Source organism: Streptosporangium becharense (assembly GCF_014204985.1).
GTDB lineage: Bacteria > Actinomycetota > Actinomycetes > Streptosporangiales > Streptosporangiaceae > Streptosporangium > Streptosporangium becharense.
In genome coordinates this window covers 2,772,493-2,797,847 of record NZ_JACHMP010000001.1, presented here as the reverse complement: position 1 = coordinate 2,797,847, position 25,355 = coordinate 2,772,493, and the positions used below count along the sequence as shown (strand labels likewise).

At 71.2% G+C, this 25,355-nt stretch carries 21 protein-coding genes; 13 read left to right on the top strand and 8 right to left on the bottom strand.

The genetic code is table 11. The features are described 5' to 3' along the window. Window positions 1-35: 35 nt before the first annotated feature. The 4 genes from F4562_RS11910 to cofD all read right to left on the bottom strand — a co-directional run bounded on the left by F4562_RS11910 (window position 36) and on the right by cofD (window position 3,847). Window positions 36-647 carry a phage holin family protein gene (locus tag F4562_RS11910; RefSeq protein WP_184538690.1) on the bottom strand — a complete coding sequence of 204 codons (612 nt, stop codon included), beginning with the start codon at window positions 645-647 and terminating at the stop codon, window positions 36-38. A gap of 168 nt (window positions 648-815) precedes the next feature. Continuing rightward, on the bottom strand, window positions 816-1,340 hold the full coding sequence (locus F4562_RS11905; RefSeq protein WP_184538692.1) for a ClbS/DfsB family four-helix bundle protein: 525 nt from the start codon (window positions 1,338-1,340) through the stop codon (window positions 816-818). A gap of 156 nt (window positions 1,341-1,496) precedes the next feature. Next, window positions 1,497-2,816: a coenzyme F420-0:L-glutamate ligase gene (locus F4562_RS11900; RefSeq protein WP_184538694.1), complete on the bottom strand. Its 1,320-nt coding sequence runs from the start codon at window positions 2,814-2,816 to the stop codon at window positions 1,497-1,499. Beyond that, the gene (gene cofD, locus F4562_RS11895) at window positions 2,813-3,847 is read right to left on the bottom strand and encodes a 2-phospho-L-lactate transferase (protein ID WP_246473410.1); all 1,035 of its coding nucleotides are present in this window, start codon (window positions 3,845-3,847) and stop codon (window positions 2,813-2,815) included. Before cofD ends, F4562_RS11900 begins: the two co-directional genes overlap by 4 nt. Window positions 3,848-4,189: 342 nt before the next feature. On the opposite strand from cofD, the gene F4562_RS11890 reads away from it, so the two are divergent. From F4562_RS11890 to F4562_RS11875, 4 genes are all read left to right on the top strand, one after another. Beyond that, window positions 4,190-6,925 (top strand): hypothetical protein, encoded by a 2,736-nt coding sequence (locus tag F4562_RS11890; RefSeq protein WP_184538696.1) that lies wholly within the window; start codon window positions 4,190-4,192, stop codon window positions 6,923-6,925. A gap of 226 nt (window positions 6,926-7,151) precedes the next feature. Beyond that, window positions 7,152-7,412 (top strand): WhiB family transcriptional regulator, encoded by a 261-nt coding sequence (locus F4562_RS11885; protein ID WP_012888122.1) that lies wholly within the window; start codon window positions 7,152-7,154, stop codon window positions 7,410-7,412. Between the two features lie 221 nt (window positions 7,413-7,633). Then, window positions 7,634-10,495 carry a glycosyltransferase family 2 protein gene (locus F4562_RS11880; protein ID WP_184538698.1) on the top strand — a complete coding sequence of 954 codons (2,862 nt, stop codon included), beginning with the start codon at window positions 7,634-7,636 and terminating at the stop codon, window positions 10,493-10,495. Further along, entirely contained in the window at window positions 10,492-11,904 is a 1,413-nt protein-coding gene (locus F4562_RS11875) for a DUF5719 family protein (protein ID WP_184538700.1), read from the top strand. Before F4562_RS11880 ends, F4562_RS11875 begins: the two co-directional genes overlap by 4 nt. Before the next feature lie 102 nt (window positions 11,905-12,006). Here F4562_RS11875 and F4562_RS11870 read toward each other — a convergent pair whose 3' ends face one another. Continuing rightward, complete coding sequence (locus F4562_RS11870; protein WP_184538702.1) at window positions 12,007-12,459, bottom strand: metallopeptidase family protein; 453 nt, start codon at window positions 12,457-12,459, stop codon at window positions 12,007-12,009. A 205-nt stretch (window positions 12,460-12,664) separates the two neighbouring features. Between F4562_RS11870 and F4562_RS11865 the strand changes: the two genes are divergently transcribed. Genes F4562_RS11865 through F4562_RS11845 form a run of 5 tightly spaced genes read left to right on the top strand, consistent with a single transcriptional unit; the run spans window position 12,665 to window position 16,702 of the window. Next, complete coding sequence (locus F4562_RS11865; RefSeq protein WP_184538704.1) at window positions 12,665-13,033, top strand: DUF3499 domain-containing protein; 369 nt, start codon at window positions 12,665-12,667, stop codon at window positions 13,031-13,033. A gap of 49 nt (window positions 13,034-13,082) precedes the next feature. Beyond that, entirely contained in the window at window positions 13,083-14,441 is a 1,359-nt protein-coding gene (locus tag F4562_RS11860; protein WP_184538706.1) for a phosphomannomutase/phosphoglucomutase, read from the top strand. A gap of 4 nt (window positions 14,442-14,445) precedes the next feature. Then, window positions 14,446-14,619, top strand: coding sequence for a Trm112 family protein (locus F4562_RS11855; protein ID WP_184538708.1), 174 nt, complete (start codon window positions 14,446-14,448; stop codon window positions 14,617-14,619). Beyond that, window positions 14,616-15,722 carry an SIS domain-containing protein gene (locus F4562_RS11850; RefSeq protein WP_311733838.1) on the top strand — a complete coding sequence of 369 codons (1,107 nt, stop codon included), beginning with the start codon at window positions 14,616-14,618 and terminating at the stop codon, window positions 15,720-15,722. Before F4562_RS11855 ends, F4562_RS11850 begins: the two co-directional genes overlap by 4 nt. Window positions 15,723-15,769: 47 nt before the next feature. Then, window positions 15,770-16,702, top strand: coding sequence for a cation diffusion facilitator family transporter (locus F4562_RS11845; RefSeq protein ID WP_184538710.1), 933 nt, complete (start codon window positions 15,770-15,772; stop codon window positions 16,700-16,702). A 146-nt stretch (window positions 16,703-16,848) separates the two neighbouring features. On the opposite strand, the gene F4562_RS11840 is transcribed toward F4562_RS11845, so the two are convergent. Both F4562_RS11840 and F4562_RS11835 read right to left on the bottom strand, forming a co-directional pair. After that, window positions 16,849-17,856: a TDT family transporter gene (locus tag F4562_RS11840; protein ID WP_184538712.1), complete on the bottom strand. Its 1,008-nt coding sequence runs from the start codon at window positions 17,854-17,856 to the stop codon at window positions 16,849-16,851. A 276-nt stretch (window positions 17,857-18,132) separates the two neighbouring features. Continuing rightward, entirely contained in the window at window positions 18,133-18,468 is a 336-nt protein-coding gene (locus F4562_RS11835) for a MerR family transcriptional regulator (protein WP_184538714.1), read from the bottom strand. 209 nt (window positions 18,469-18,677) lie between these two features. Here F4562_RS11835 and ahcY point away from each other — a divergent pair, with 209 nt between their 5' ends. Beyond that, window positions 18,678-20,105, top strand: coding sequence for an adenosylhomocysteinase (ahcY, locus tag F4562_RS11830; RefSeq protein WP_184538716.1), 1,428 nt, complete (start codon window positions 18,678-18,680; stop codon window positions 20,103-20,105). Window positions 20,106-20,176: 71 nt separating this feature from the next. Next, window positions 20,177-21,427, top strand: a complete 1,251-nt coding sequence (locus F4562_RS11825; RefSeq protein ID WP_184538718.1) for an adenosylhomocysteinase — start codon at window positions 20,177-20,179, stop codon at window positions 21,425-21,427. Window positions 21,428-21,469: 42 nt separating this feature from the next. On the opposite strand, the gene F4562_RS11820 is transcribed toward F4562_RS11825, so the two are convergent. Beyond that, on the bottom strand, window positions 21,470-22,102 hold the full coding sequence (locus F4562_RS11820) for a DUF305 domain-containing protein (protein WP_311733839.1): 633 nt from the start codon (window positions 22,100-22,102) through the stop codon (window positions 21,470-21,472). Between the two features lie 266 nt (window positions 22,103-22,368). On the opposite strand from F4562_RS11820, the gene F4562_RS11815 reads away from it, so the two are divergent. Together F4562_RS11815 and F4562_RS11810 are read left to right on the top strand one after the other, a co-directional pair. After that, window positions 22,369-23,715, top strand: a complete 1,347-nt coding sequence (locus tag F4562_RS11815) for an LVIVD repeat-containing protein (RefSeq protein WP_184539580.1) — start codon at window positions 22,369-22,371, stop codon at window positions 23,713-23,715. Window positions 23,716-23,954: 239 nt separating this feature from the next. Next, on the top strand, window positions 23,955-25,343 hold the full coding sequence (locus F4562_RS11810; protein WP_184538721.1) for an LVIVD repeat-containing protein: 1,389 nt from the start codon (window positions 23,955-23,957) through the stop codon (window positions 25,341-25,343). Window positions 25,344-25,355: the final 12 nt, after the last annotated feature.

Genomic DNA, 25,355 nt, shown 5'->3' with positions numbered 1-25,355 from the left:
CCCCGGCTCGCGCCGGTGCCCGCCCGGCCCGGCGCTCACGTCACCTCCCCGGCGACGAGACCGACGATCAGTCCCACCGCCCCCACCGCGAACGTCATCCCGGCGAGCACCAGGAGCGACCACCACATCGGCGTGCCCCAATCCCCGTCGCCGATGAACACGCCGAACAGCATCATCAGCCCCACCATGGCCAGGCCGAAGGCGGGGGTGGGGAGCGCGGCGAGCGCGTACCAGACGCCGCGGAGGACGGCACGGTCACCGTCCGGCGAGAGCTGGGCGGGGTAGGTGTCGCCGGGGTCGAAGGCGTTGTCGGCGGATGTCTCGACCGCCCGGCCGTCGGCGGCATGGACGAAGACACCCCCGCAGTACCGCCGGTGCCTGCTGGTCTCCGGCTCCTCGCACCATGAGACGGTCATGGTCCCGGCGGTGCCGGACCAGCCGGCCGCCAGCACGGCGTCGGGCATGACCTCAATGGAGGAGGAGACTATCCAGCCCACCATCGGGCCCAGCGTGAAGAGCATGACCAGGATCTCCTTCCACCGCGGTTCCTTGCGGGAGTCGCGCGCGGAGACCTTATCGACGGGTCCGGGCCGCTCGTCGCGCCGTTTGCCACGGCGGATACGGCGGGCACGGCGGGAGGAAGTCATGGCCGCATTCTGCGGCGGGCCGCTTGGAGCCGGTTTGCGGGTGAATGGTGCTGGAGCGGCGGACGCCGCCTCCGGGCTCCGGCCCGCCGGGGCGAGGGCCCGTCAGGCCGCGTCCGTCCGCCGATCCCGTTCACGGTGGTACTCGGGGCGGGCCGTCGCGCACCCGCGTCAGGGCTGTTCCCGCCTCCCGGTCTCCGCGGGGCGGCGGGTGCCCTTCCTGATCTCCCGGTGTGCCCACCGGTAGTGGTTGCACGAGGCCGGGGCGGTGTAGGTGACCAGGGGATTCCTCCCCGTCCAGGGGAACATCCCGGGCTTGAGCAGCTCGTCCTCCGAGAGCGCCTCGATGTGCTGGAGCATCCGCCGGTGGGAGCCGGTCAGCAGGGCACGCATCTCGGCGAGGTCGACGTCCCGGAAGCGTCTGTACAGCTCGTCGTTGAGCCGGGGTGTCTCGTTCCACTTGTAGCCCGCCGCGGGGAGGTGAACGGCCTCGCCCGCGAGGCCCTGCTCCCACCAGTCGAAGTAGAGGCACTGCCAGCCGTACAGGTGGGCCAGCAGGTCCTTGATCGTCCACTCGCCGCAGACCGGCAGGGTGGCCTTCTCCTCGTCGCTGAAGCCGTCCATCAGCCGGACCAGCCGGTCGTACTCGACGGCGGCCTCGTCGAGCAGCTGCTTCTTGCCGGTGATCCTCGCCATCACCGATCCTCTCGTTCCGTCTCCGTCCGCGGGTCCTTCCGGACGCCAGCGTCGCACGCGCGCGCTCACGAGATCAGGGCGGAAGGCCACCGGTGACGGTGACCTTCGTCCCACCCGGGCCGCCGGCCGCTCCCCGGACGGTCACACCGCCGGGGACTAACGGACGACGACGAAGTCCGCGGCCCGCCGCGGGGCACGGTCGCGGGGTGGGGCGGCCGGGTGACCGATGGCCACGGCGCCCATGGGATCCCAGTCCGGGGGCAGGTCGAGGACCTCGCGGACCACGTCGCGGCAGAACATCGTGGAGGACACCCAGGCCGAGCCCAGCCCCTCCACCGCGAGCTGGACGAGGAAGTTCTGCACCCCGGCGCCGGCGGCGACCACGAACATCTCCCGCTCGGCGGTGTTGCGCCGCTCGTCGCGGTAGGTGTGCGAGCCGTCCATGACCAGGCAGGGCACCACCAGGTACGGGGCGGCGCGGAGCACGTCGCCGCGCCTGACCCGCCGGGCGATCGACTCCGCGGAGAAGCCGTCGCCCCGCAGGTCGGCGATCCACGCCTCGCGCATGGCGTCGAGCAGCTTCTCCCGGACCCCGGCCGACTCCAGCAGGACGAACCGCCACGGGGTCGTGTGATGCGGGGCGGGTGCGGCGATGGCGGCGTCGACCGCCCGGCGGACCCTGGCGCCGTCCACCGGCCGCGACGAGAACTCGCGGATGGTCCGGCGGGCGAAGACCACGTCGCGCGCGCCGTACCGGAACATGTCGTCGTCGGACTGGCGGACCAGGTCGCGCACGCCCGGCCCGTCCTCCTCGGAGGTGTACTCGGCCAGACCCCTGACCACCGCGACCGGGGTCTGCGCCACCTTTCCCTTCACCAGGTCGCCCGCCGCGGCGAGTTCGTCCGCGACGGCGGTGAGGGTGACCTCCAGCGGGTTGCCGTGGTCGTCGGACACGCCCCGGTAGTCGAGTGCGGGGACCACCCCGGCCACACCGACGGCCATGTCCGTCTGGCCGTTGCGCCACGGGCGGCCGAAGGTGTCGGAGACGACCACGCCGACCGACACGCCGAGCCGCTCCCTGATCCGGGCCCTGATGGTCGCGGCGGAGGCGTCCGGGTCGACGGGCAGCAGGACGACGGTTCCGGGTGGCGTGTTGGACGCGTCCACCCCGGCGGCGGCCATGACGAAGCCGTGCGCGGTTTCGGCGATCACCGTCTCGCCGCGCCGGGCGACCACCCGCCTGGTCTCGGCGGCGACGGCCTCGGCCCGGCCGATCCCGTGGCGGGTCCGTCCCTCCGCCTTGCTCACGATCTTCGAGGTGACCACGAGGACGTCCCCGTCGCGCAGGCCGGGCCGGGCCGCGGCGATCAGCTCCCCGACGTCGTCGCCCTCACGTACCTCGGGGAGGCCGGGAACGGCGAAGATCTCCAGCCTGGTGTCGGCGGAGTCCTCCCGCCTGCGTCTGATCCGGCTCATCGGGCGTCCTCCGTCCCGGTCCCCGCGGCTTCCCGTTCTGTCCCGGTCCCCGCGGCTTCCCGCTGCGCGTCCGGGGACGCCGGGACCCCGGCGCCGCCCGCCAGCCGCGCGGCCAGGTCCAGGGCGGCGCGCGCGATGTCGGCGGCGGCCGGTACGTCGTGCATGATCAGCGGGCGGGCCTGGACCTCGACGCCGTCCAGGGCGACCCCGGCGTCCTCCTCCGCGACCAGCCAGCCGTTCACCAGCGGCGTGCCGTACAGCTCCAGGACGGCCTGGGCGGTGGTCTCCACGCCGATCGCGGTCAGGCAGGCGTCGGCCATGCCGCGGACCGGGGCGCCGCCGATGATGGGGGAGACGCCGACGACGGTCTTGGACTCCAGGGCCTCGCGGATGCCCTTGATCTGCAGGATCGTGCCGATGCTGACGACCGGGTTGGACGGCGGCAGGATCACCGCGTCGGCGGCGGCGACGGCCTCCAGCACTCCCGGGGCGGGGGCCGCCTGGTCGGCGCCGACCAGGATGATCTGTTCGGCCGGGACGGAGGCGCGCAGCCGTACCCACCACTCCTGGAAGTGGATGGCGCGGCGTCCCCGCTCGTCGGAGACGACCACGTGGGTCTCGGCCCGGTCGTCGGTCATCGGGATCAGCCGGACACCCGGTTGCCAGCGCGCACACAGCGCCTCGGTGACCGCCGACAGGGGATATCCGGCGTCGAGCATCTGGGTGCGCACGATGTGGGTGGCGAAGTCGCGGTCGCCGAGGCCGAACCACTGCGGCTCGACGCCGTAGGCGGCGAGTTCCTCCTTGACGACGTGCGACTCCTCGCGCCGTCCCCAGCCCTGCTCCTCGTTGATGCCGCCGCCCAGCGTGTACATCACGGTGTCGAGGTCGGGGCAGACCCGCAGTCCGTAGAGGCTGATGTCGTCACCGGTGTTGCCGATGACGGTGATCTCCGAGTCGGGGGCGGCGGTGCGGAGGCCGCGCAGGAAACGGGCGCCGCCGATTCCGCCGGCGAGGGACACGATGCGCATGCCGCCCAGTCTTTCACCCGGCCGGTGCGTGTTCCGGCGGGGCCGGGGGGAGGGGGCGTGGAGAGGGCCGGGGGGAGGGGCCGTGGAGAGGGGCCGGGGGGCCGTGGAGAAGGGCCGGGGAGGGGCCGTGGAGAGGGGCCGCAACGCCGGGAGGAGACGGGGAAGGGACAGTCTTTTCATGATCGTTATATCGCCGGGTGCTGGCGTGATCACCTGATGCACTGTCCGAAATGTGGGTTAATAGGGTCCAATGGTGTGCTTATGGTGTTGATGGGCTTCCCGGGACTACCGACACCAAAGTCAGCCATGTGCAAAACTGGCCCGGGTTTACCCAAAGACCCTATGGGGGTAGTTGTGATCAAGGTCGAGGCGAGCCGGCTCCGAGAGCCGGCGGCGTGGCTCATGGTCGCCGCCGCGTCCGCGAGCGTTCTCGTCGGCGTCGAGCGGCTGCTGTTCGGCGGTTCGTCCTTCGCCGTGCGCGCGGTTCTCTACCTGGACCAGTTCACCTCTCCCGTCGTCGCGGCACTGCTCGTCGGCGCCGTGCTGCTGGCCACCCACCTCGGGCCGGTGATCGAACGCCTCCGGCTGATGGCCCTGGTGGCGGCGGGCACACTCGGGCTCTCGCTGCTGTTCGGCCTGGTCGGACTGGTCGGCGGACTGTTCGGCGGTGCGGCGGGCTTCCTCGGGAAGATCGAGCTCCTGCTCCTCCACCTTCCCGGCCTGGCGCTGGCGGCGATCGCCCTGCTCTACCTGCTCCCCCGGGCGGTCCCGGCCGGTGAATCCCGCGCCGCGGACGGTTTCGGCCGCTTCGAGAACCAGGATCGGCACACCGGCCCGGGCGCCTTCGAGCACGACCGGAACCAGCCGCAGGACCGGGGTTTCGGCGGTCAGCCCCATCCGCAGGGCCAGGACTTCGCCGGTCAGGACCCCTCGCGGGACCGGGCCGCCCGCGGGCAGAGCGCGCAGGACGCCCCGCACGGCCCGCGGAACCTGCCGGCCCTCCCGCCCGCGCCCGAGCACGCGCAGGGTTCCCACGGTGACTCCGAGGGGCAGCCCCGGCAGACGGGTGCCCCCTCGGCAGGTGACGTCCGCCCCCAGACCCCCTCGCACGTCTCGGCGGCCGACCCCCAGCCGTACGGGGTCCAGACCGGCTCCTACGCGCCGGCCCCCCAGCATGGCTCGCCCCAGCAGGGTTCCCCCCAGCTTGGCTCGCAGCAGAACTCGTCGCAGCCCCAGTGGCAGCCGGCCCCGCAGGCGCAGCCCATGGCGCCCGTTCCCGCCCCGGTACCTGCCGAGCCCTACACCCCCAACCCGTACGTCGCGGCGGACGTTCAGCCCCCCACGCCGACCGCCTACAACTCCCCCGCCCACGGGGCTCCCGCCGAGCGGGCCGAACTCCGCCTTCCCGGTTATGGGCAGGCGGAGCCGCAGGTGCCGGGTTACGGGCAGACTGAGCCGCGGTTGCCGGACTACGGGCAGCTTTCCGATTTCGGGCACGGTGGGTACGGGCAGTCCGAGGGGCAGCCGTCCTATGGTCGCGGTCCCGAGTCGCAGGCTTCCGCCTACGGCCAGCCCGGCCAGTCTGGACCGCAGGCTCCTGCGTACGGCCAGTCCGGTCAGTCGGGTCAGCCCGAGTCGTACGGTCAGCCGCCGGAGCAGGCGCCCGGCTACGGTCAGTTCGAGTCGCAGGCCCAGGCTCCCGCCTACGGTCAGTCCGTCCACGGCGCACCCGCGGAGCAGCGGGGCGAGCAGCTTCCCGGTTACGGGCAGCCCGGCACGCACGACTCCGGATACGGGCAGCACTCCAACCCCTCGCTCCCCGGGTACGGTCAGTACTCCGACGCCGCCCCGACCGGGCAGCAGGCGGACTCGCCGGTATCCGCTTCGGGTGGACGGCACGCGGACGGGCAGCAGTCCTACAATCACGGGCTTGAGTCGCAGGCTCCTGTCTACGGTCAGTCCGAGTCGCAGGCCCAGGCTCCCGCCTACGGCCAGTCCGGCTACGGCGCACCCGCGGAGCAGCGGGGTGATCAGTCCTCCGACTACGGGCAGACCGAGCCTCGCCTTCCCGGTTACGGGCAGGCGGAGCCGCAGGTGCCGGGTTACGGGCAGACTGAGCCGCGGCTGCCGGACTACGGGCAGCTTTCCGATTCCGGACACGGTGGGTACGGGCAGTCCGAGGGGCAGCCGTCCTATGGTCGCAGTCCCGGGCCGCAGGCTTCCACCTACGGCCAGCCCGGCCAGCCGGAGTCGTACGGCCAGCCCGAGTCGCAGGGTCAGTCGTACGGTCAGTCCGGTCAGCCGGAGTCGTACGGTCAGCCGCAGGGCCAACCGTACGGTCAGTCGCCGGAGCAGGCGCCCGGCTACGGTCAGTCCGAATCGCAGGCCCAGGCTCCCGCGTATGGTCAGTCCGGCTACGGCGTACCCGCCGAGCAGCAGGCGTCCGCCCCCCTCGCGGGCACTGGCGGCCACCGGAGCACGCCGTTCGACGACCGGCCCGCGCAGCCCTTCCCGCAGCCGCCGGAGAACTACGGCCAGCCGTTCACCGGTTACTCCGGGACGGAGTTCGGCCGGGTCGACGAGCCGGGTCCGCACTACCCGGCGCCCGACCCGATCGACCCGCGGACCCAGCAGATGGCCCAGGCGTACCAGCAGGCGGAGAGCTACCAGCAGCAGAACCAGGGCACCGCGCCGAACCTGCGCGTTCCCGACTACGGCTCCGGGCAGCAGAACTCCTCCTACGACGTCCCGTTCGGCCACCAGCAGGCCCCCGATGCGCCGTTCGGTCACCCCCAGACCTCGCAGGCACAGCCGTACCAGCAGGGCGGCCCGCAGTGGGACGCGCAGAGTGAGGCGACGGTCCGCTTCGACCCGGACGCCTACCGGGCCGACCCGCTGGGCGCCGCCGCGCCGTCCGCCGCGTCGTGGGACTCGCAGCCCATCGACCCCACGGCGATCTACAAGCCCGAACAACTCCCAGGTCAGGTCACGGACGGGGAAACCCCGGATAGAGAGAGGACGGGCCCCGGTCAGGATCAGAACATGTCCTGGTACGGTTCCGACCGTCAAGAGCGCTGAGTCCCTGGCGGTCGCCGCGATCGCCTGGTGCAATTGCCGTCGTGGCAGGCACACGACCCACAACCGGGGAGAGCGGGTCTTTCCCCGGATACCGGCATGCCGCTTGACGCCACACCGGACACGCGCGTGTAATTACACACGTGTTGTTACGTCTTTCTCTGGGTGGGTAAGGGGGAGGCGTTCATAGGGGGGCTCCATTTGCGGGCGTGCGGCAGGGAGGTGTGCAGTGGCCGACCTGGTCATCGCACAAGACAGCATCGCTGAAGAGCAGCTTGGTTGGCAGGAGCGCGCTCTGTGCGCGCAGACCGATCCTGAGGCGTTCTTCCCGGAGAAGGGCGGCTCGACCAGGGAGGCCAAGAAGGTCTGCCGTTCCTGTGAGGTGCGTGCCGAGTGTCTTGAGTACGCACTGGAGCATGATGAGCGGTTCGGCATCTGGGGTGGGCTGTCCGAGCGGGAACGCCGACGGATCAAGCGGGAGGCGGTCTGAACGCCTGGTGCCCAGGCGGCTCGACCGGTTCTGACAGGGAGTTGACAGCGTCCCGGTGGGGGACGCCTGATGAATATGTCCAGGGGTCACGTGACTGAGGTCACGTGACCCCTTTTTCGTGCGGGTAACCAGGTGTAAGACATAGTCAGACCCCCATGATCAGACATAGGCTGCATATCGGTGCCGTGCCGATCGTCCCCGCCTCCTGAACCCCGGGATGTATGTCCATCACCGACCCCCCGCACCCCCACCACACCGTCACCGCGATCGTCGTGTCCCACGACGGCTCCCGGTGGCTGGGAGAGACGCTCGAAGCCCTGCTCCGGCAGACCCGCCCGGCGGATCGGATCGTCGGGGTGGACAACGGCAGCAGGGACGGCAGCGCCGCGCTGCTGGCCGGTGCCTTCGGCCCCCGGGCCGTTCTGTCGCTTCCGCGTTCGACCGGTTTCGGCGAGGCCGTGGCCGAGGTTCTCGACCGGCTCGGGCCCGATGACGGGCAGGAGTGGATCTGGCTGCTGCACGACGACTGCGCTCCCGACTCCCACGCCCTGCAGACCCTGCTCCGGGCCGCGGACCAGGACCCGAAGGCGGCGGTCCTCGGCCCGAAGCTCCGCGACTGGCTGGACCGGCGCCTGCTGCTGGAGGTGGGCGTCACCGTCGACCGCACCGGCCGCAGGGACACCGGCCTGGAGGCCCGCGAGTACGACCAGGGCCAGTACGACGGTGTCAGGGACGTGCTCTCGGTCTCCACCGCGGGCATGCTGATCCGCAGGGACGTCTGGGAGGAGGTCGGCGGCCTCGACCCCGCCCTGCCGCTCTTCCGGGACGACCTCGACCTGTGCTGGCGGGTCAGGTCGGCCGGATACCGGGTGCTGAACGTCACCCGGGCGGTCGCGTGGCACGCCGAGGCCGCGGCCCGGCGCCGGCGCCGCATCACCGTGAGCGGTGACCATCCCCGCCGCCTCGACCGCCGCAACGCCATGTTCGTCGTCATGGCGAACCTGCCGTTCCGGCCGCTGCTGCTGGCGCTGATCCGCAACATGGTCGGCTCGCTCCTGCGTACGGCGCTGTTCCTCGCGGCGAAGCAGCCCGCGGCCGCGCTGGACGAGTTCCTCGCCTTCGGCTCGGTGTTCGGCCATCCGGCCCGGATGCTCAGGGCCCGGCGGGCCCGCGCCGCGGGCCGCGAGCAGTCGTACGGCACGGTCCGCCGCCTGCTGACCCCGCCGGGTGCCGGCTGGCGGCGGCTCGCCGACCGGGTGCGGAGCTACCTGGCCGGGACCGGTTTCGTGGAGTCCGCCGGACGCCACCACGCCGTGGCCGCCCGGCAGGAGGACGGCGAGGAACTGCTCACCGACGTCGGGGTGACGCAACGCGTCTTCACGAACCCGGGCGTCCTGCTCTTCCTGGCGCTGACCCTGGTGACGCTGGCCGCCGAGCGGTCCCTGTTCGGCGGCGCCAGGCTGGGCGGCGGAGCGCTCGTCCCGGTGATCGGCGGGGCCTCCGACCTGTGGGATCTCTACCGCGAGGAGTACCACCAGACCGGTCTGGGCAGCGACGCGTGGGCACCGCCGTACGTCGCGGTGCTGGCGGTCCTGGCCGGCCTGCTGTTCGGCAAGACCTGGCTCGCGGTCTCGTTGCTGCTACTCGGCTGCGTGCCGCTGGCGGGCCTGTCCGCGTACGCGGCGACGCGGTCGATGATCCCCGGACGGTGGACTCGGGTCTGGCTGGCCGCCTCCTACGCCCTGCTGCCGGTGGCCACCGGAGCGGTGGCCGCCGGGCGGCTCGGCACCGCGGTGGTCCTCGTGCTGCTGCCCCTCTACGCGGCGCTCGCCACCAGGGTGCTGACCGGGGAACGGCGCCGTGCCCGTCGCGCGGCCTGGTGCCTGGGCCTGCTGCTCGCGGTCGGCACCGCCTTCGTCCCGCTGGTCCACCCGCTCACCGCGGTCCTCGGCGCGCTGGCGGCACTGGCCTTCCCGCGCCGCGGCGCCGCCGTCTCGATGGTCGTGGCGTTCACGGTGCCCGTGGTGCTGCTGCTCCCGTGGCTGGTCCAGACAGCCGCCGACCCGGGCCGGCTGCTGCTGGAGGCGGGCCTGCACCAGCCCTCCCTGGTCGAGACCGGGCTGCCCGCCCGGTCGTTGCTGCTGCTCAGCCCCGGCGGCCCCGGCATGCCGCCGCTCTGGGTGACCGGCGGCCTCGTCGCCGCGTGCCTCGCCGCGTCGCTGACGCGCCGCAACCGGCTGGCCGTCGCGGTCGGCTGGGGTGTCACGCTCTTCGGTCTGCTGGTGGCGATCCTGGTCAGCCGGACCCAGGTCACCCCCGTGGGCGGCGGCGTGGCGGCCCCGGCCTGGCCGGGCGTGCCGCTGGCCTTCGCGGCCACCGGCATGCTGGTGGTGGCCGCGCTCACCGCCGACCGGATCGCCGAGTTCCGGGCGGCCGGCGGCCCACGCCGGGTCGCCGCGCTCGGCGTCGTGCTGGTCGCCTTCTCCACACCGCTGCTCGCGGCGGGCATGTGGATCGCCGAGGGTGCCGACGGCCCGCTCCGCGGCACCGTCCGCGACGTCGTCCCCGCCCTGGCCGCGGCGAACTCCACGGGCGGCGAACGAACCCTGGTGTTGCGCGGCACGGAAGACGGCCTGCTCTACACCGTGCTGCGCGGCCGGACCCCGATCGTCGGCGAGGCCGACATCCCCGTCCCGGACGGTCCCAGGGAACGGGTCCGTCTCGCGGCGGCCGGGCTGGTGTCGGGCCGGGGCGGTGACGACGCCCGCGTGCTGGCGGCGCACGGCGTGCGGTTCGTGGTGCTGGCCGCGCCCGTCGACCCGCGGATCAGCGGGGCCCTCGACTCCCAGCCCGCGCTGGCCAGGATGAGCCTGTCCCGCGCGGTCGGGGTGTGGCGGCTGACGCAGCCGGTGACCGTCCCGGCGGCCCCGCCCGGTGACCCCTGGCACGGCCGCCGGCTGTGGGGTCAGGCCGTGCTGGTGATCGTCGTCGTGGCCCTCGCGGCTCCCGGCTCGCGGAGCGACGGCCGGGAACCCGTCCCACAGGAGCGGCCCGTGCCCGTGCGGAAGCCGGTCACCCGGTGAAATCTCTGGCCGAGAACCGGTACAGCCTGCCGGCGTTGGTGCTGGTGGCGTTGTTCACCCTGTACGGGGTGGCGTCCGCCGGCCGGCCGGACGCCACCGTCCGGCCGCCGGGCCCGGAGAGGGTGCCCGTGGCCGAGGTGACGACCGTCTGCCCGGCTCCCGGCGCGGCGGGCGTCGGCGTGATCACCCCGGTGGGCGGGCAGGGCACGGGCACCACGACCCTCGTCACCGGTGACAGGACCCTGGCCACGCTCGACGCACCCGGCACGCTCTGGCACGAGGAGGTGCCCGCCGGGTCGCCGCCCCTGGTCACGACGGCCACCGGCGGGATGGCGGCCGGTCTGGAGGTGGCGCAGACCCGCAGGGAGACCTCGGGCGGGCAACGGGGCCTGGCCGGGGTTCGGTGCACGGAGCCGGTGGCGAGCACCTGGCTGGTCGGTCCCGGGCCCGCCGCGGCCGACGTCACGCTCCACCTGACCAACGCCGACCTCGCCCCGGCCGTCGTGGAGGTCATGGTCCACGCGGGTGAGGGCCCGGTCTTCGGCGACACCGGCGGGGTCCTCACGCTCAGAGCCGGGGAGAGCCGCACCGTCAAGGTCGCGGAGCTGGCACCGTCGCCGCTGGTCATGGCCCTGCACGTCCGTACGGTCTCCGGCCGGGTCGCCGCCGCGGCCCGGGCCGTCATGAGTGACGGGCGGGGGGTCGACTGGCTGCCCGCCGCCGCGCCGCCGGCCACCAGGGTGGTGGTGCCGGGCGTTCCGGGCGGCGGCGGCGAACGCCGGCTCCTCGTCGCCTCCGTCGAGGAGACCGACACCCTGGTCGAGGTCAAAGTGCTCACCTCCGACGGCGGCTACGCCCTCAAGGGCCGCGAAGTGGTCGAGGTGCCCGCCCGCTCCGTGGCCACCCTCGACCTGTCCGCCGGTGTCGGCGGCCGGCCGGCCGCGCTCGTGCTCACCTCCGACGCGCCGATCGTGGCCGGGCTGGTCGCCACGGGAACCGGCGCGCGGGGCGATGTGGCCTTCACCGCCGGTGCCGTCCCGATCGACCTGGGCAGCGTGGTCGCCGACAACCGCACGGGCGGCAAGAGGAACTCCCGCCTGCTGCTGACCGCGCCGGACACGATAGGGAGGGTCAGCGTGCAGGTGCTGCCCCGGAAGGGGGAGCCGCGCCAGCCGTTCCAGGTCGACATTCCCGCAGGCCGGACCAAGCAGGTCAAGCTTCCCGAGGTGGACGGGCCCTTCGCGGTGGTCCTGCTGCCGCTGCCGGGCTCCGGGCCGGTGTACGGCGGTCGCGTGATGGAGGAGCGGCTCAAGGGCGGCCAGGCGCTGACGGTCCAGCCGCTGGCCACGGCCCGGACCTGGGCACTGGTCCCGCCGATCACCGAGTCCGCCGCCGTCGTACTGCCGTGACGTCCCGGGAGGGAGAGGTCCGTCGGTCGTGACGCGGTGACGTCCGGGGGCGGGGAGGCCCGCCGGTCGTACTGCCGTGAGGTCCGGGGACGGGGAGGCCCGTCAGTCGTGGTCGTCGAAGCCGGGGTCGATCGACTCGGGGGAGAGCCCGAGGAGGCCGGCGACCTGCTCGACCACCGTCTCGTGCACCATCGCGCCGAGGTGGTCGCGGTCGCGGGCCCGGCTCTCCAGCGGGCGGCGGTAGATGACCACCACCGCCGGGTTGCCCCCCGTCGCGGGCTCGGAGCGGCCGAACGGGATCGGGTCGCCGCTCAGCAGGCCGGGGCCGTCGCCCAGCTCGCTGACCGGCGGCACCTCCTCGACGGCGAACTCCACGGCCGCCAGCTGCCTGCCCCACCGGGGCTTGAGCCGGTCGACCGAGTCGAGCACGAGGTCGTCGAAGCGCTCGCTGCGGGCCTTGGCGATCGGCACGTGCGAGGGGGCGAGCGGACCTCGCAGGCCGCGGCCGTGCCTGTCGCGTCTACGGGGAGGACGTCTGCCGGGTGCCGAGCTCACCCGCCCAGCTTAGATGCTGCCCCTTCCGGCGGGCGTTCCCGAAGCCTCTCCGGCGGGCGTTGCCGAACCCGCAGGGCGGCGTTGACAGCGGGCGTAAGTCGTACAGGCGGGTGGAAGCCGGGACACGTGTCCGAATTGTGGCGACACGCTCTTTAAGAGCGCTCAGATAGTGGCGCCCCGGACGCTTACCGGATACGGTCCCACCGTGAGCCCCGTCCGCCGCTGTTCCCGCACCGCGTGCAGTCAGCCTGCCGTTTTCACGCTCACGTACGTCTACGCCGATTCGACCGCTGTTCTCGGGCCCTTGGCTACGTACGCCGAGCCGCACTGTTACGACCTGTGTGCCGAGCATGCCGAGCGGCTCACGGCGCCCCGCGGATGGGAGGTCGTCCGGTTGCCCACCGACGGTGCGCCGCCGAGCACGGACGACCTCGAAGCCCTCGCCAACGCGGTCCGCGAGGCCGCCAGGCCCGCTCCGAGCGGCGGCGCCGAGCCGGTCGGCCAGGGGGTGGAGGTGGGCCGCAGAGGCCACCTGCGGGTGCTCCGCTCGGCTCAGCCCCAGCGCGACCGCTGACACTACTAGGCTGGGGGCCAGCGGACACGACACAGAAAGTGGAGCTGGAGTGGGCGACCTCGCCAAGATCTTCAAGGCGTACGACGTTCGAGGCGTCGTGCCGGACGAACTCGACGAGGAGACCGCGCAGGCGGTCGGCGCGGCATTCGTGGAGGTGACCGGGGCCGCGACCGCCGTCGTCGCGCATGACATGCGCGAGTCGTCGGCACCACTGGCCGCCGCCTTCACCCGCGGTGCCACCTCGCGGGGGGCGGACGTGATCAACGCGGGTCTGGGCTCCACCGACCTGCTCTACTACGCCAGCGGCAGTCTCGGCCTGCCCGGCGTGATGTTCACCGCCAGCCACAACCCGGCCCGCTACAACGGCATGAAGATGTGCAGGGCCGGAGCCGTTCCCATCGGCAGCGGCACCGGGCTCACCGAGATCCGCGACCGGGCCGCCGAGATCCTGCGATCGGGCGTCCTCGGCGACGCCACCGGGGCCGGGAAGGTCTCCGAACGCGACCTGCTGCGCGGCTACGCCGACCACCTGCGCACCCTGGTCGACCTGTCCGCGATCCGGCCGCTGCGGGTCGTGGTCGACGCAGGCAACGGAATGGGCGGTCACACGGTCCCGGTGGTCTTCGAGGGGCTGCCCGTCGAGCTGACCGCCCTGTACTTCGAGCTGGACGGCACCTTCCCCAACCACGAGGCCAACCCCATCGAGCCGGAGAACCTGCGCGACCTGCAGAAGGCCGTGCTCGACGTGGGCGCCGACATCGGCCTGGCCTTCGACGGCGACGCCGACCGTTGCTGGGTCGTCGACGAGCGCGGCGAGTCGGTCTCCCCGTCCGCGATCACCGCGCTGGTCGCGGCACGCGAGCTGGCCAGGCATCCCGGCGCCGCCGTCATCCACAACCTGATCACCTCGCGGGCCGTCCCGGAGATCGTCGCCGAGCACGGCGGCCGGCCGGTCCGCACCCGGGTGGGCCACTCGTTCATCAAGGCCGAGATGGCCGCGACCGGCGCGGTCTTCGGCGGCGAGCACTCCGCGCACTACTACTTCAAGGACTTCTGGTTCGCCGACTCCGGCATGCTGGCCGCACTGCACGTGCTGGCCGCGCTGGGCGGGCAGGACCGGCCGCTCTCCGAGATCCTGGCCGACTTCACCCGTTACGCGGCTTCTGGAGAGATCAACAGCACGGTCGCCGACCAGGCCGCGGCGACCGCGCGGGTCCGCGAGATGTTCGCCGCCCGCGACGGTGTCGTCTTCGACGAGCTGGACGGCCTGACCGTATCCGGTCCCGGCTGGTGGTTCAATCTTCGTCCGTCCAACACCGAGCCGCTGCTCAGGCTGAACGCCGAGGCGGCCGACGAGAATCAGATGGCAGCGATCAGGGACGAAGTCCTGGCTGCCGTGAGGAGCTGAGCACGTGAAGATCGACGACTGGCTGCTTGAGATCCTGGCCTGTCCCAACTGCAAGTCCCCGCTGCGTGCCGAGCCGGAGGTGGACGAGCTGTCCTGCACCTCCGCCGCCTGCGGCCTGGTGTACCCGGTCCGTGACGACATCCCGGTCCTGCTCGTGGACGAGGCGCGGAAGTCGTGAACTGGGAGCCCGATCGGCTCGACGATCAGGGCCTGTTGACCGAGGGCGACCCGTCGGGGATGCTGCGCGCGGTGGCCGCCTCGGCCGCGCAGATCCGCACCTCCCGGCGGGCCGCGCTGGAGTCGGCGCTGCCCTCCATCGCCCGTGACGGGCGGCCCAGGGCGATCGTGGTCGCCGGTCTGGGCGGGGCGGGCACCGCCGGCGACATCCTGAACGCGGTGTGCGGCTACGGCGCACCGCTGCCGGTGCTCACCGTCAGGTCCTACCGGCTGCCGGGCTGGATCGGCGCGACCGACCTGGTGATCGTCGTGTCGCGTTCGGGCCGGACCGAGGAGACGCTCGCGGTGGCGGCCGAGGCGGTGCGCCGGGGCTGCCGCCTGCTCGCCGTCGGCGGGCCCGACTCGCCGCTGCAGGCGGTCGCCCGGCAGGCGGGGGCACCCTTCGTGCCCGTCGAGCCGGACGGCTCGGCGCGCGCCGCGCTGTGGTCGCTGACGGTGCCGCTGATCGTCGCCGCGGCCGAGCTGGGCCTGATCGTCGCCGGGGAGGACGTGTTCGAGGAGACCGCCCGGCGCCTGGAGGACATCGCCCACCGCTGCCGTCCGGCCAGCGAGTCGTTCATCAATCCGGGCAAGTCACTGGCGATGGAGATCGCCGAGACGGTGCCGATGATCTGGGGGTCCACTCCGCTGACGGCCGTCGCCGCCCGGCGGTGGGCCTCCCAGCTCAACGAGAACGGCAAGTATCCGGCGACCTGGGGAGAGATTCCCGGCTCCGACCACAGTCAGCTCGCCGTCCTCGACGGCCCGCTCGCCCGGCGCGACGTCTTCGCCGACGACGGCGGCCGGGCGGTCCGGCTGTTCGTGCTGCGCGACGTGGAGGAGCACCGGCAGGTGACGCGGCGCTGCGAGGCGGTGCTGCGGCTGGCGGAAGACCGGGACGTCCGGGTCACCCAGGTCACCGGCGAGGGGACCCACCCGCTGGAGCGGCTGGCCGTGTTGATCGAACTCGGTGACTTCGCGAGTACGTACCTCGCTCTCGGGTACGGTATCGACCCCTCAGCTGTGGCGGCGATCACAGAACTCAAGGCGAGGGTTTCACAATAGGATCCTGTTTCGTCCTTTTTCGGATAGATAAATGAGCGGAGGCTGCCGTGAGCGCGGGCGGCGGTACTAAGGCGATCATCGCGGCGTTGGCCGCCAATCTGGCCATCGCGGCATCCAAGTTCGTGGCGTTCCTCTTCACGGGGTCGTCATCCATGCTCGCCGAGTCGGTCCACTCGGTGGCCGACTCCGGCAACCAGGCGCTTCTTCTCATCGGGGGCAAGCGAGCCCAGCGTGCCCGCACTCCCCAACACCCCTTCGGGTACGGCAGGGAGCGTTACTTCTACGCGTTCGTGGTGGCGGTCGTGCTGTTCACCATCGGCGCGGTCTTCTCCCTCTACGAGGGCTGGCACAAGATCTCCCACCCGGAGCCGCTGACGTCCCCGCAATGGGCGTTCGGCGTGCTGATCTTCGCGATCATCGCCGAGTCGTTCTCGTTCCGGACGGCCATCATCGAGTCCAACCACATCCGGGGCGACCAGTCCTGGGTGCAGTTCATCCGCCGTTCCAAGTCGCCCGAGCTGCCGGTGATCGTGCTGGAGGACCTCGGCGCGCTGCTCGGTCTGATCTTCGCTCTCTTCGGCGTCACCATGGCCGTGGTGACCGGAAACCCCGTCTGGGACGGCATCGGCACCCTGATGATCGGTGTCCTGCTCGGGGTCATCGCGGTCATCCTCGCGGTCGAGACCAAGTCGTTGTTGATCGGTGAGGGTGCCGGTCCGGAGATCGAAGCCAAGATCGTCGATGCCCTGCAGGCTGCCCCCGAGGTGACGCGGGTCATCCACATGCGGACCCTCCACCTCGGTCCCGAGGAGGTCCTGGTCGCCGCGAAGATCGCGGTGGACCACGACAACACGGCGGCCCAGGTGGCCCGGGGCATCGACGAGGCCGAGCAGCGGGTCCGCGCCGCCGTCCCGACGGCCCGCGTCATCTATCTGGAGCCCGACCTCGACAGGTCGCCGAGCGTCAGCGGCTCCGTCTGACCTCACCTTCCGCACCGCCGCCCTCCCTGGTCACCGGGGAGCGGCGGTGTTCCCGTTTCCGGGAGCGGCGGTGCCCCTCCCCTCGGGGCGGGCATGCGACGTCCGGTCCCCGGGACGCGGGATCGGTCCGCTGATCTTTCGGAGGCTCAGCCGGCGGCGGGGGCGGCCGCGGCCGTCTCCGGACGGGCCCTGAGTTCGCGCAGCTGCGGCACGAGGAGCGGCATGGTGCGGATCGCGACCGTCGCCCAGGCGCTCACCAGCAGCGCGTACAGTCCCAGTTCGACCCAGCCGAACGGCTCGGAGCCGAGCTGGACGGACAGGGCCGCGGTGCCGGTCACGCAGGTGCCGATCGGGAAGGTGAAGCTCCACCAGGTCATCGCGAACGGCAGCCCGTCGCTGCGGGCGGTCCGGAACAGGAAGAACATGGCGACCGCCAGCCAGATCATCGCCAGGGTCCACACCGGCACGCCGTACCAGATGCCGAAGGCGGCCAGCTCGGGTGCGGTCCGGCCGAGCTGGTTGACGGCGGTGACCGACTGGCCGAGCGGGCCGAGCACGATGAACAGCGTCGGGACCAGCTGCGCCGAGCCGGGCCCGTGCTTGCGGATGCGGCGCACCAGTCCGATCAGGATCGGTACGACCGCCAGCAGGCTCAGCCCGAACAGCGCGTAGCAGATGACCACCAGTGTCGTCCGCAGCGAGCCCGCGTACGGGACCAGGTAGGCGCCGCAGGTCGAGGCGACCATGGGCGGCACCACCGGCATCAGCCAGGCACCGGACACCTCTTCCAGGCTGGGCCGGTGCCGGGTGGCCATGAACCAGGGAACCCCGGCCAGGGTGGTCAGGCCGAGCAGCGTGCCAGCGGTCCACAGCGCCGCGTCCACGGCGACCGCGGCGGGCAGGCCGATCAGGTCGCGGCCGTAGACGAGGGTGCCCGCGCCGACGGTCAGCAGTGCCATCGGCGGCGCGCCGAGGAAGGGGGCGATCGCCGGGTCGAACGGGCGGAACCGCCAGGTCAGCGCCAACCCGGCCAGCACGACGCTCGCCAGCAGCCACACCGCTATCGCCACGGGTCGCCAGGTGGCGAAGTCGGAGGGCAGGGCGGTCGCGACGATGCCGGTCCCCATGACCGTCGCATACCAGTTCGGAGGCATATCGCAGAAGATTCCTAAGCTCGCTCGATGTCCGCTTTCGGCGGTCTTACAAAAGGTGCAAATGGTACACAAGGGGCGTGAGGTGCGTGTCGGGGTGCTGCCTGACGACGCCGTCCACACGACTCCTCGACGGGTAGGGCTCTCGAAAAGGGGTCAGACCGGTCTGACGGCGCGCGGAACGAAATAGTTCGCGAAGGATCGGCGATCTCTACGGGAAGATCCGGTGGCCTCCCGGAGGCCGGCGTGGCGGGTGGGGGAGTCTCCGCTGTGAAGGCGCTAGCGGCGGCCCTGGAGCAGGCGCAGGGCCTTCTCCTTCTCGAAGTCCAGTGCCCGGCGCGGTGCCTGGATCCGGCCGATGCGCAACCCTAGCTCCCGGACGGCCTGCGCCACGGCGGGCTCGCTCAGCACGCGCAACCCGAAGGCGAGTTCGGCGGGGGAGATGTCGAACCGCTTCTCCAGCTCCGTGCCCTGCGCCACGGCCGCGAGCTCCTCGGGGCCGAAGCGCCGGTGGGCGCCCTGGTTCCTGACGGGCGGGAGCAGGCCGAGGGCTTCCCGGTAGCGGAGCATCCGGGGGGACATGCCCAGTCGCCTGGCCGCCTCGGTGATCCGCATCGCGGGGCTCCTTCTGTGATTCTTACATTCTTGTGTCAGATTACCCCTCCAGAAGGTGCATGGAATCGCTTCGGCCGCCTAAACTCACAACGTCGACTTTTCCGGTGGAGCGGCAGTCCGGCCCGAGAACGAAGCGTGATCGCGAGTCCAGCGCGATCGGCGAGGGTGCGAGGCGAGCGCCGGCCATCAACCAGAGGGGTAAACCACACATGGACTTCAAGGTCGCCGACCTTTCCCTTGCGGCCTTCGGGCGTAGGGAGATCCAGCTCGCCGAGCACGAGATGCCGGGGCTGATGGCCGTCCGCAAGGAGTACGCCGAGTCCCAGCCGCTGGCCGGCGCGAAGATCATGGGCTCGCTGCACATGACCATCCAGACCGCCGTGCTCATCGAGACCCTGGTCGCGCTCGGCGCCGAGGTCCGCTGGGTGAGCTGCAACATCTTCTCCACCCAGGACCACGCCGCCGCCGCCGTGGTGGTGGGCCCGAACGGCACCGTGGACGACCCGCAGGGCGTCCCGGTCTTCGCCTGGAAGGGCGAGACCCTGGAGGAGTACTGGTGGTGCACCGAGCAGGCCCTCACCTGGCCCGGCGACGACGGCCCCAACATGATCCTCGACGATGGCGGTGACGCCACCCTGCTCGTCCACAAGGGTGCCGAGTACGAGAAGGCCGGTGCCGTCCCCAGCGCCTCCGAGGACGACCCGGAGGAGTGGAAGATCATCCTTGACCTGCTCCGCCGCACCGTCTCCGACGAGGGCCGCTGGACGAAGGTCGCCTCGCGCATCAAGGGCGTCACCGAGGAGACCACCACCGGTGTCCACCGCCTCTACGAGATGTTCAAGGCCGGCACGCTCCTGTTCCCGGCGATCAACGTCAACGACTCGGTGACCAAGTCGAAGTTCGACAACAAGTACGGCTGCCGCCACTCGGTGATCGACGGTCTCAACCGCGCCACCGACGTGCTCATCGGCGGCAAGGTCGCCGTGGTGTGCGGTTACGGCGACGTCGGCAAGGGCTGCGCCGACGCCCTCCGCGGGCAGGGTGCCCGCGTCATCGTCACCGAGATCGACCCGATCTGCGCGCTCCAGGCGGCCATGGACGGCTTCCAGGTCACCACGCTGGAGGACGTCGTCGGCATCGCCGACATCTTCGTCACCACGACCGGCAACTTCAACATCATCACGGCCGACCACATGGCCCAGATGAAGCACAACGCCATCGTGTCCAACATCGGTCACTTCGACAACGAGATCGACATGGCCGGGCTGGCGAGGATCCCGGGCATCGAGAGGACCGAGGTCAAGCCGCAGGTCCACACCTGGAAGTTCCCCGACGGCAAGCAGATCATCGTGCTCGCCGAGGGCCGCCTGATGAACCTGGGCTGCGCCACCGGCCACCCGTCGTTCGTCATGTCCAACTCCTTCACCAACCAGGTGATCGCTCAGATCGAGCTCTTCACCAAGACCGACGACTACCCGATCGGCGTCTACGTGCTGCCCAAGCACCTGGACGAGAAGGTGGCCCGTCTGCACCTCGACGCCCTGGGCGTGAAGCTCACCAAGCTCACCAAGGCCCAGGCCGAGTACATCGGCGTGGACGTCGAGGGCCCCTACAAGCCGGACCACTACCGGTACTGATTCCGGCCGACGAGTTCCACCGGGCCCCCGCACGCGCTGCGGGGGCCTTCGGGCGATCTGGGGAGAACGACGTGGACGGTGCCGACAGCGTCCTGGTGGCCGCGGGCGAACGGCGGATCGGCTGGGCGGCGCGGGCGATGCCCGTGCTCACCGCGATCGCCGAGCGGTTCGCCGCCGAGCGGCCCCTCGACGGGCTGCGCGTCGCCGCCTGCCTGCACGTCACCGCCGAGACCGCCGTCCTCATGGGTGCGCTGAAGGCCGGAGGCGCCGAGATCGCCCTGGCCGCGTCGAACCCCCTCTCCACCCAGGACGACGTCGCCGAGGCGCTGCGCGACTACGGGATCGCCGTGCACGCGCGGGCCGGGGTGACCAGGGACGTCTACTACCGCCACATCCACCAGGCGCTCGACGTCGCACCGGACATCGTCCTCGACGACGGCTGTGACCTGGTCAACATCCTGCACACCGAGCGCACCGAACTGCTGGACGGGGTCTCCGGCGGGTGCGAGGAGACCACGACCGGCATCATCCGGCTCCGGCAGATGGCCGCGGAGCAGGCTCTGCGGTTTCCCGTGGTCGCGGTCAACGACACCCGTACCAAGCGGATGTTCGACAACCGGTACGGCACCGGCCAGTCGACCCTCGACGGCATCATGCGGGCCACCAACACCCTGCTGGCCGGCAAGACGGTGGTGGTGGCGGGGTTCGGCTACTGCGGCCGGGGTGTGGCCGAGCGGGCCAGGGGCCTGGGTGCCCGGGTGGTGGTGACCGAGATCGATCCGGTCAAGGCGCTGGACGCGCTGCTCCAGGGCTACGACGTGCGGCCGATGGTGGCGGCGGCCCGCGTCGGTGATGTGTTCGTCACGGTCACCGGCAACCGGGATGTGATCCGGGAGGAGCACCTGGTCCTGATGAAGGACGGGGCGATCCTGGCCAACGCGGGCCACTTCGACGTCGAGATCGACGTGCGTGCCCTCGACGAGCTGGCCGAGACCGTGCACCGGGGGGTGCGGCCGAACACCGACGAGTACGTCCTGGCCGACGGCCGCCGGATCCTGCTGCTGGCCGAGGGCCGCCTGGTCAACCTGACCGCCGCCGAGGGGCACCCGGCCGCCGTGATGGACATGTCGTTCTCCGCCCAGGCGCTCGCCGTCGCGTGGCTGGCCCGCGAGCGGGCGGTCCTGGTGCCCGGGGTGTACGACGTGCCGCAGGAGGTGGACGTGGAGGTCGCACGGCTCAAGCTGGCCGCGGCCGGGATCCGGGTGGACGAGCTCACCGCCGAGCAGGAGGACTACCTCCATTCCTGGCGTCTCGGCTCGTAGCCGGCCCCGGCGGCACCGCGGCCGGGGCTCCGCCCGCGCGTGCTAAAGCTCCGCCTGCATCTCCAGCATCCTGCGGATCTCCGCGCTCTGGGTGGCCGTGACGTCGCCCGCCAGCTCCTCGATCCGCAGGTGGGAGCCGCCGATCAGGACCTGCTCCGACATCTTCAGCGCACCCTCGTGGTGGGCGGTCATCAGCCGCAGGAAGAGCCGGTCGAACTCCTTGCCCGAGGCGGCCTTGAGGGCCTCGATCTGTTCGGGGGTGGCCATGCCGGGCATGCCCTCGTGCCGGGCGTGGTGATCGGGGACCCGCTGGCCCTGCTGCTGGAGCCAGGTGGTCATGAACTGGATCTCCGGAGCCTGGGAGTCCTTGATCCGGGAGGCCAGGCTCTTCAGCCTGGTGTTCTCCGCCCGGGTCGGGGCCAGGGCCGCCATGTCGAGGGCCTGCCGGTGGTGAACGATCATGTCCTGCACGTACTCGACGTCGGAGGCGTTGGCGGTGGGCGTGGGCACGAGCGTGGCGGCCTCACCGGGGCTGACGGTTCTCGCCGCCTCCCCCGGTCTGCCGGGGACGATCACCGGTGCCGACGCCGCCGGGGACGGGGCCGGGGCGGGTGCCGAGGTGCACGCGCCGAGGGACAGGACGGCGGCGATCATGGCGATGAGCGCGACGCGCACCCGGCCTCCTCGTGACATCCCCGGAAAGCCATATCGGCCTTCTGTGCCGAAAGAACGTAACCCCGCTGGAACAACAGGTAAAGCCCCCATGGCGGAAATACTTACTGACACAGTGCCGGGTTGCCCGCATAGTCGGAAAGGATGAACGATTCAGTCACTTGTGCGTCGTTCGCCGGCGCACGTGGCAAGGAGGTACACGAGTGTCCACCCCCCTCGGAAAAGGCCTGACCGGCCGTTTCCTACTCGTGGCCGGGGCCGCCGTCGCGATGGTGCTGGCCATGTCCCCCGCCCAGGCCGCCGACATCCCCGCACCGGGTGAGATCTCCAAGAGCGGAAACGTCGAACACGTCCTCAACGTGCCCAGGCCCGCGGAGCTGACGGGCATCCACACCGACATGGCGTTCCAGGGCGACTACGCCTACGTCGGCAACTACAACGGTTTCTCCATCTACGACATCAGGAAGCCCAGGAAGACCTCGCTGGTCAGCTCGGTGATCTGTCCCGGCGGCCAGATGGACGTCGCGGTCTACGGGAATCTGCTCTTCGGCGCCGTCGACTCCTCGCGCAGCGACGACTCCTGCAACAGCACCGGGCAGAGCGCCGCGACCAAGGAATCGTGGGAGGGCGTCCGGATCTTCGACATCAGCGACAAGAAGAACCCCAGATACGTCAAGGCCGTCGAGACGAACTGCGGCTCGCACACCCTGACCCTGGTCCCGGGCAAGGGCAGGGACCGTCGCAACGTCTACGTCTACGTCTCCTCCTACGGCCCGAGCGGATCCTTCCCCGACTGCCAGCCGCCGCACGACAAGATCTCGATCATCAAGGTGCCGCTGCGCGCGCCGGCGGAGGCGGCGGTCGTCGCCACGCCGGTCCTGTTCCCCGACGGCGGCAACCCCGGCGAGAACCTGCCGTACCCCTACCGCACCTCGGCGACGACCGGCTGCCACGACATCACGGCCTACCCGGAGAAGAACATCGCGGCCGGCGCCTGCATGGGCGAGGGCGTCCTGATGGACATCTCCAACCCGGTCGAGCCCAAGGTCACCACGACCGTCCGCGACGATGAGAACTTCGCGTTCTGGCACTCGGCGACCTTCAACAACAGGGGCACCAAGGTCGTCTTCACCGACGAGCTCGGCGGCGGCAGCGGAGCCACCTGCAACGAGGCGACCGGCCCGACCCGCGGCGCCAACGCCTACTACGACATCGTCCGCGGCAAGCTGGAGTTCCGGAGCTACTTCAAGATCGCCCGTCACCAGGCCGACACGGAGAACTGCGTCGCGCACAACGGCTCGCTGATCCCGGTCAAGGGCAAGGACATCATGGTCCAGGCCTGGTACCAGGGCGGGGTCTCGGTCGTCGACTTCACCGACTCGGCCAAGCCGCAGGAGATCGGCTACTTCGAGCGCGGCCCCGACAACACGGCTCCGGCGCTCAGCGGCGGCATCTGGTCGGCGTACTACTACAACGGCTACGTCTACGGCAGTGACTTCAACCTCGGCCTGGACGTCCTGCGGATCGACGACCCGCGTACGAACCCGGCGCGCGGGGTCAGGTTCGACATCCTCAATGCGCAGACCCAGGGGTCCTACCGCGAGCGGGGTCACTGACCCGCGCCGACGGTGCCGGGACGCTCCCGGGACGGGGCCACGGCTCCCGTTCCGGGAGCGTTCCGGGAGCGTCGCGGGGGCGTCTCGGGGGAAAGGCATAAACTTTAGACTTTTCTTCTGGTTGTGTAAATAAGTCAGAAGGCAACTTTTATCGCACAAGTCGACCTGTGGTTATTTGGCCGTCGGGGGTGGACAATCTGGTCATTTATTCTGGCTCATGTCCCCAAGGAGGCACCTGAGTGTTCACTCCCCGCAGGACCGTCCGGGCGTTAGTCGTGGCGGCCACCGCCGCCGTCACCCTCATGGCGACGGCGCCCGCGCAGGCCGCCGACATCCCGCCACCCGGTGAGATCGTCACCAGCCCCAACGTCTCGCACCAGGGCACGCTCCCCAAGCTCCCCGGTCTCGAACCGACCGTCAACACGGACATCGCCTTCCAGGACGGTTACGCCTACGTCGGCAACTACGGCGGCTTCTCGATCTACGACATCAGGAGGCCGGACCGGGCCAAGCTGGTCAGCGGCGTCATCTGCCCCGGCTCGCAGATGGACGTCTCCGTCTACGGCGACCTGCTGTTCAGCGCCGTCGACAACTCGCGCAGCGACGACTCCTGCAACAGCACCTCGCAGAGCGCCGACGTCAAGGAGTCGTGGGAGGGCGTCCGGATCTTCGACATCAGCGACAAGAAGAACCCCAGATACATCAAGTCGGTCGAGACGAACTGCGGCTCGCACACCCTGACGCTCCTGCCGGGCAAGGGCAGGGACCGTCGGAACGTCTACCTGTACGTCTCCTCCTACAACCCGAACGCGTCCTTCCCCGACTGCCGGCCGCCGCACGACAAGATCTCGATCATCAAGGTGCCGCTGCGCACGCCGGCCGACGCGGCGGTCGTCGCCACACCGGTGATCTTCCCTGACGGGGGGAACGAGACCCAGCCCGGCCTGCTGCTGCCGACCAGCGGCTGCCACGACATCACGGTCTACCCGGAGAAGAACATCGCGGCCGGCGCCTGCATGGGGGACGGCGTCCTGTTCGACATCTCCAACCCGGTCGCACCGAAGGTGACCGCGCGCGTCACCGACCCCAACTTCGCGTTCTGGCACTCGGCGACCTTCAACAACAGGGGCACCAAGGTCGTCTTCACCGACGAGCTCGGCGGCGGCAGCGGAGCCACCTGCAACGAGGCCACCGGCCCGACCCGCGGCGCCAACGCCTACTACGACATCGTCCGCGGCAAGCTGGAGTTCCGGAGCTACTTCAAGATCGCCCGTCACCAGGCCGACACGGAGAACTGCGTCGCGCACAACGGCTCGCTGATCCCGGTCAGGGGCAAGGACATCATGGTCCAGGCCTGGTACCAGGGCGGGGTCTCGGTCGTCGACTTCACCGACTCGGCCAACCCGCAGGAGATCGGCTACTTCGAGCGCGGGCCGGAGCCCGACGGCGGAAGGGGCGGCATCTGGTCGGCGTACTACTACAACGGCTACGTCTACGCCACCGACTACTGGCGCGGACTCGACGTCCTCAAGATCAATGACAGGCGCACCGACCCGGCCAGGCACGTCCGGACGGACCGGCTGAACGTGCAGACCCAGGGCTCCTATCCCGAGCGGGGCCACCACTGATCATCCGCGACC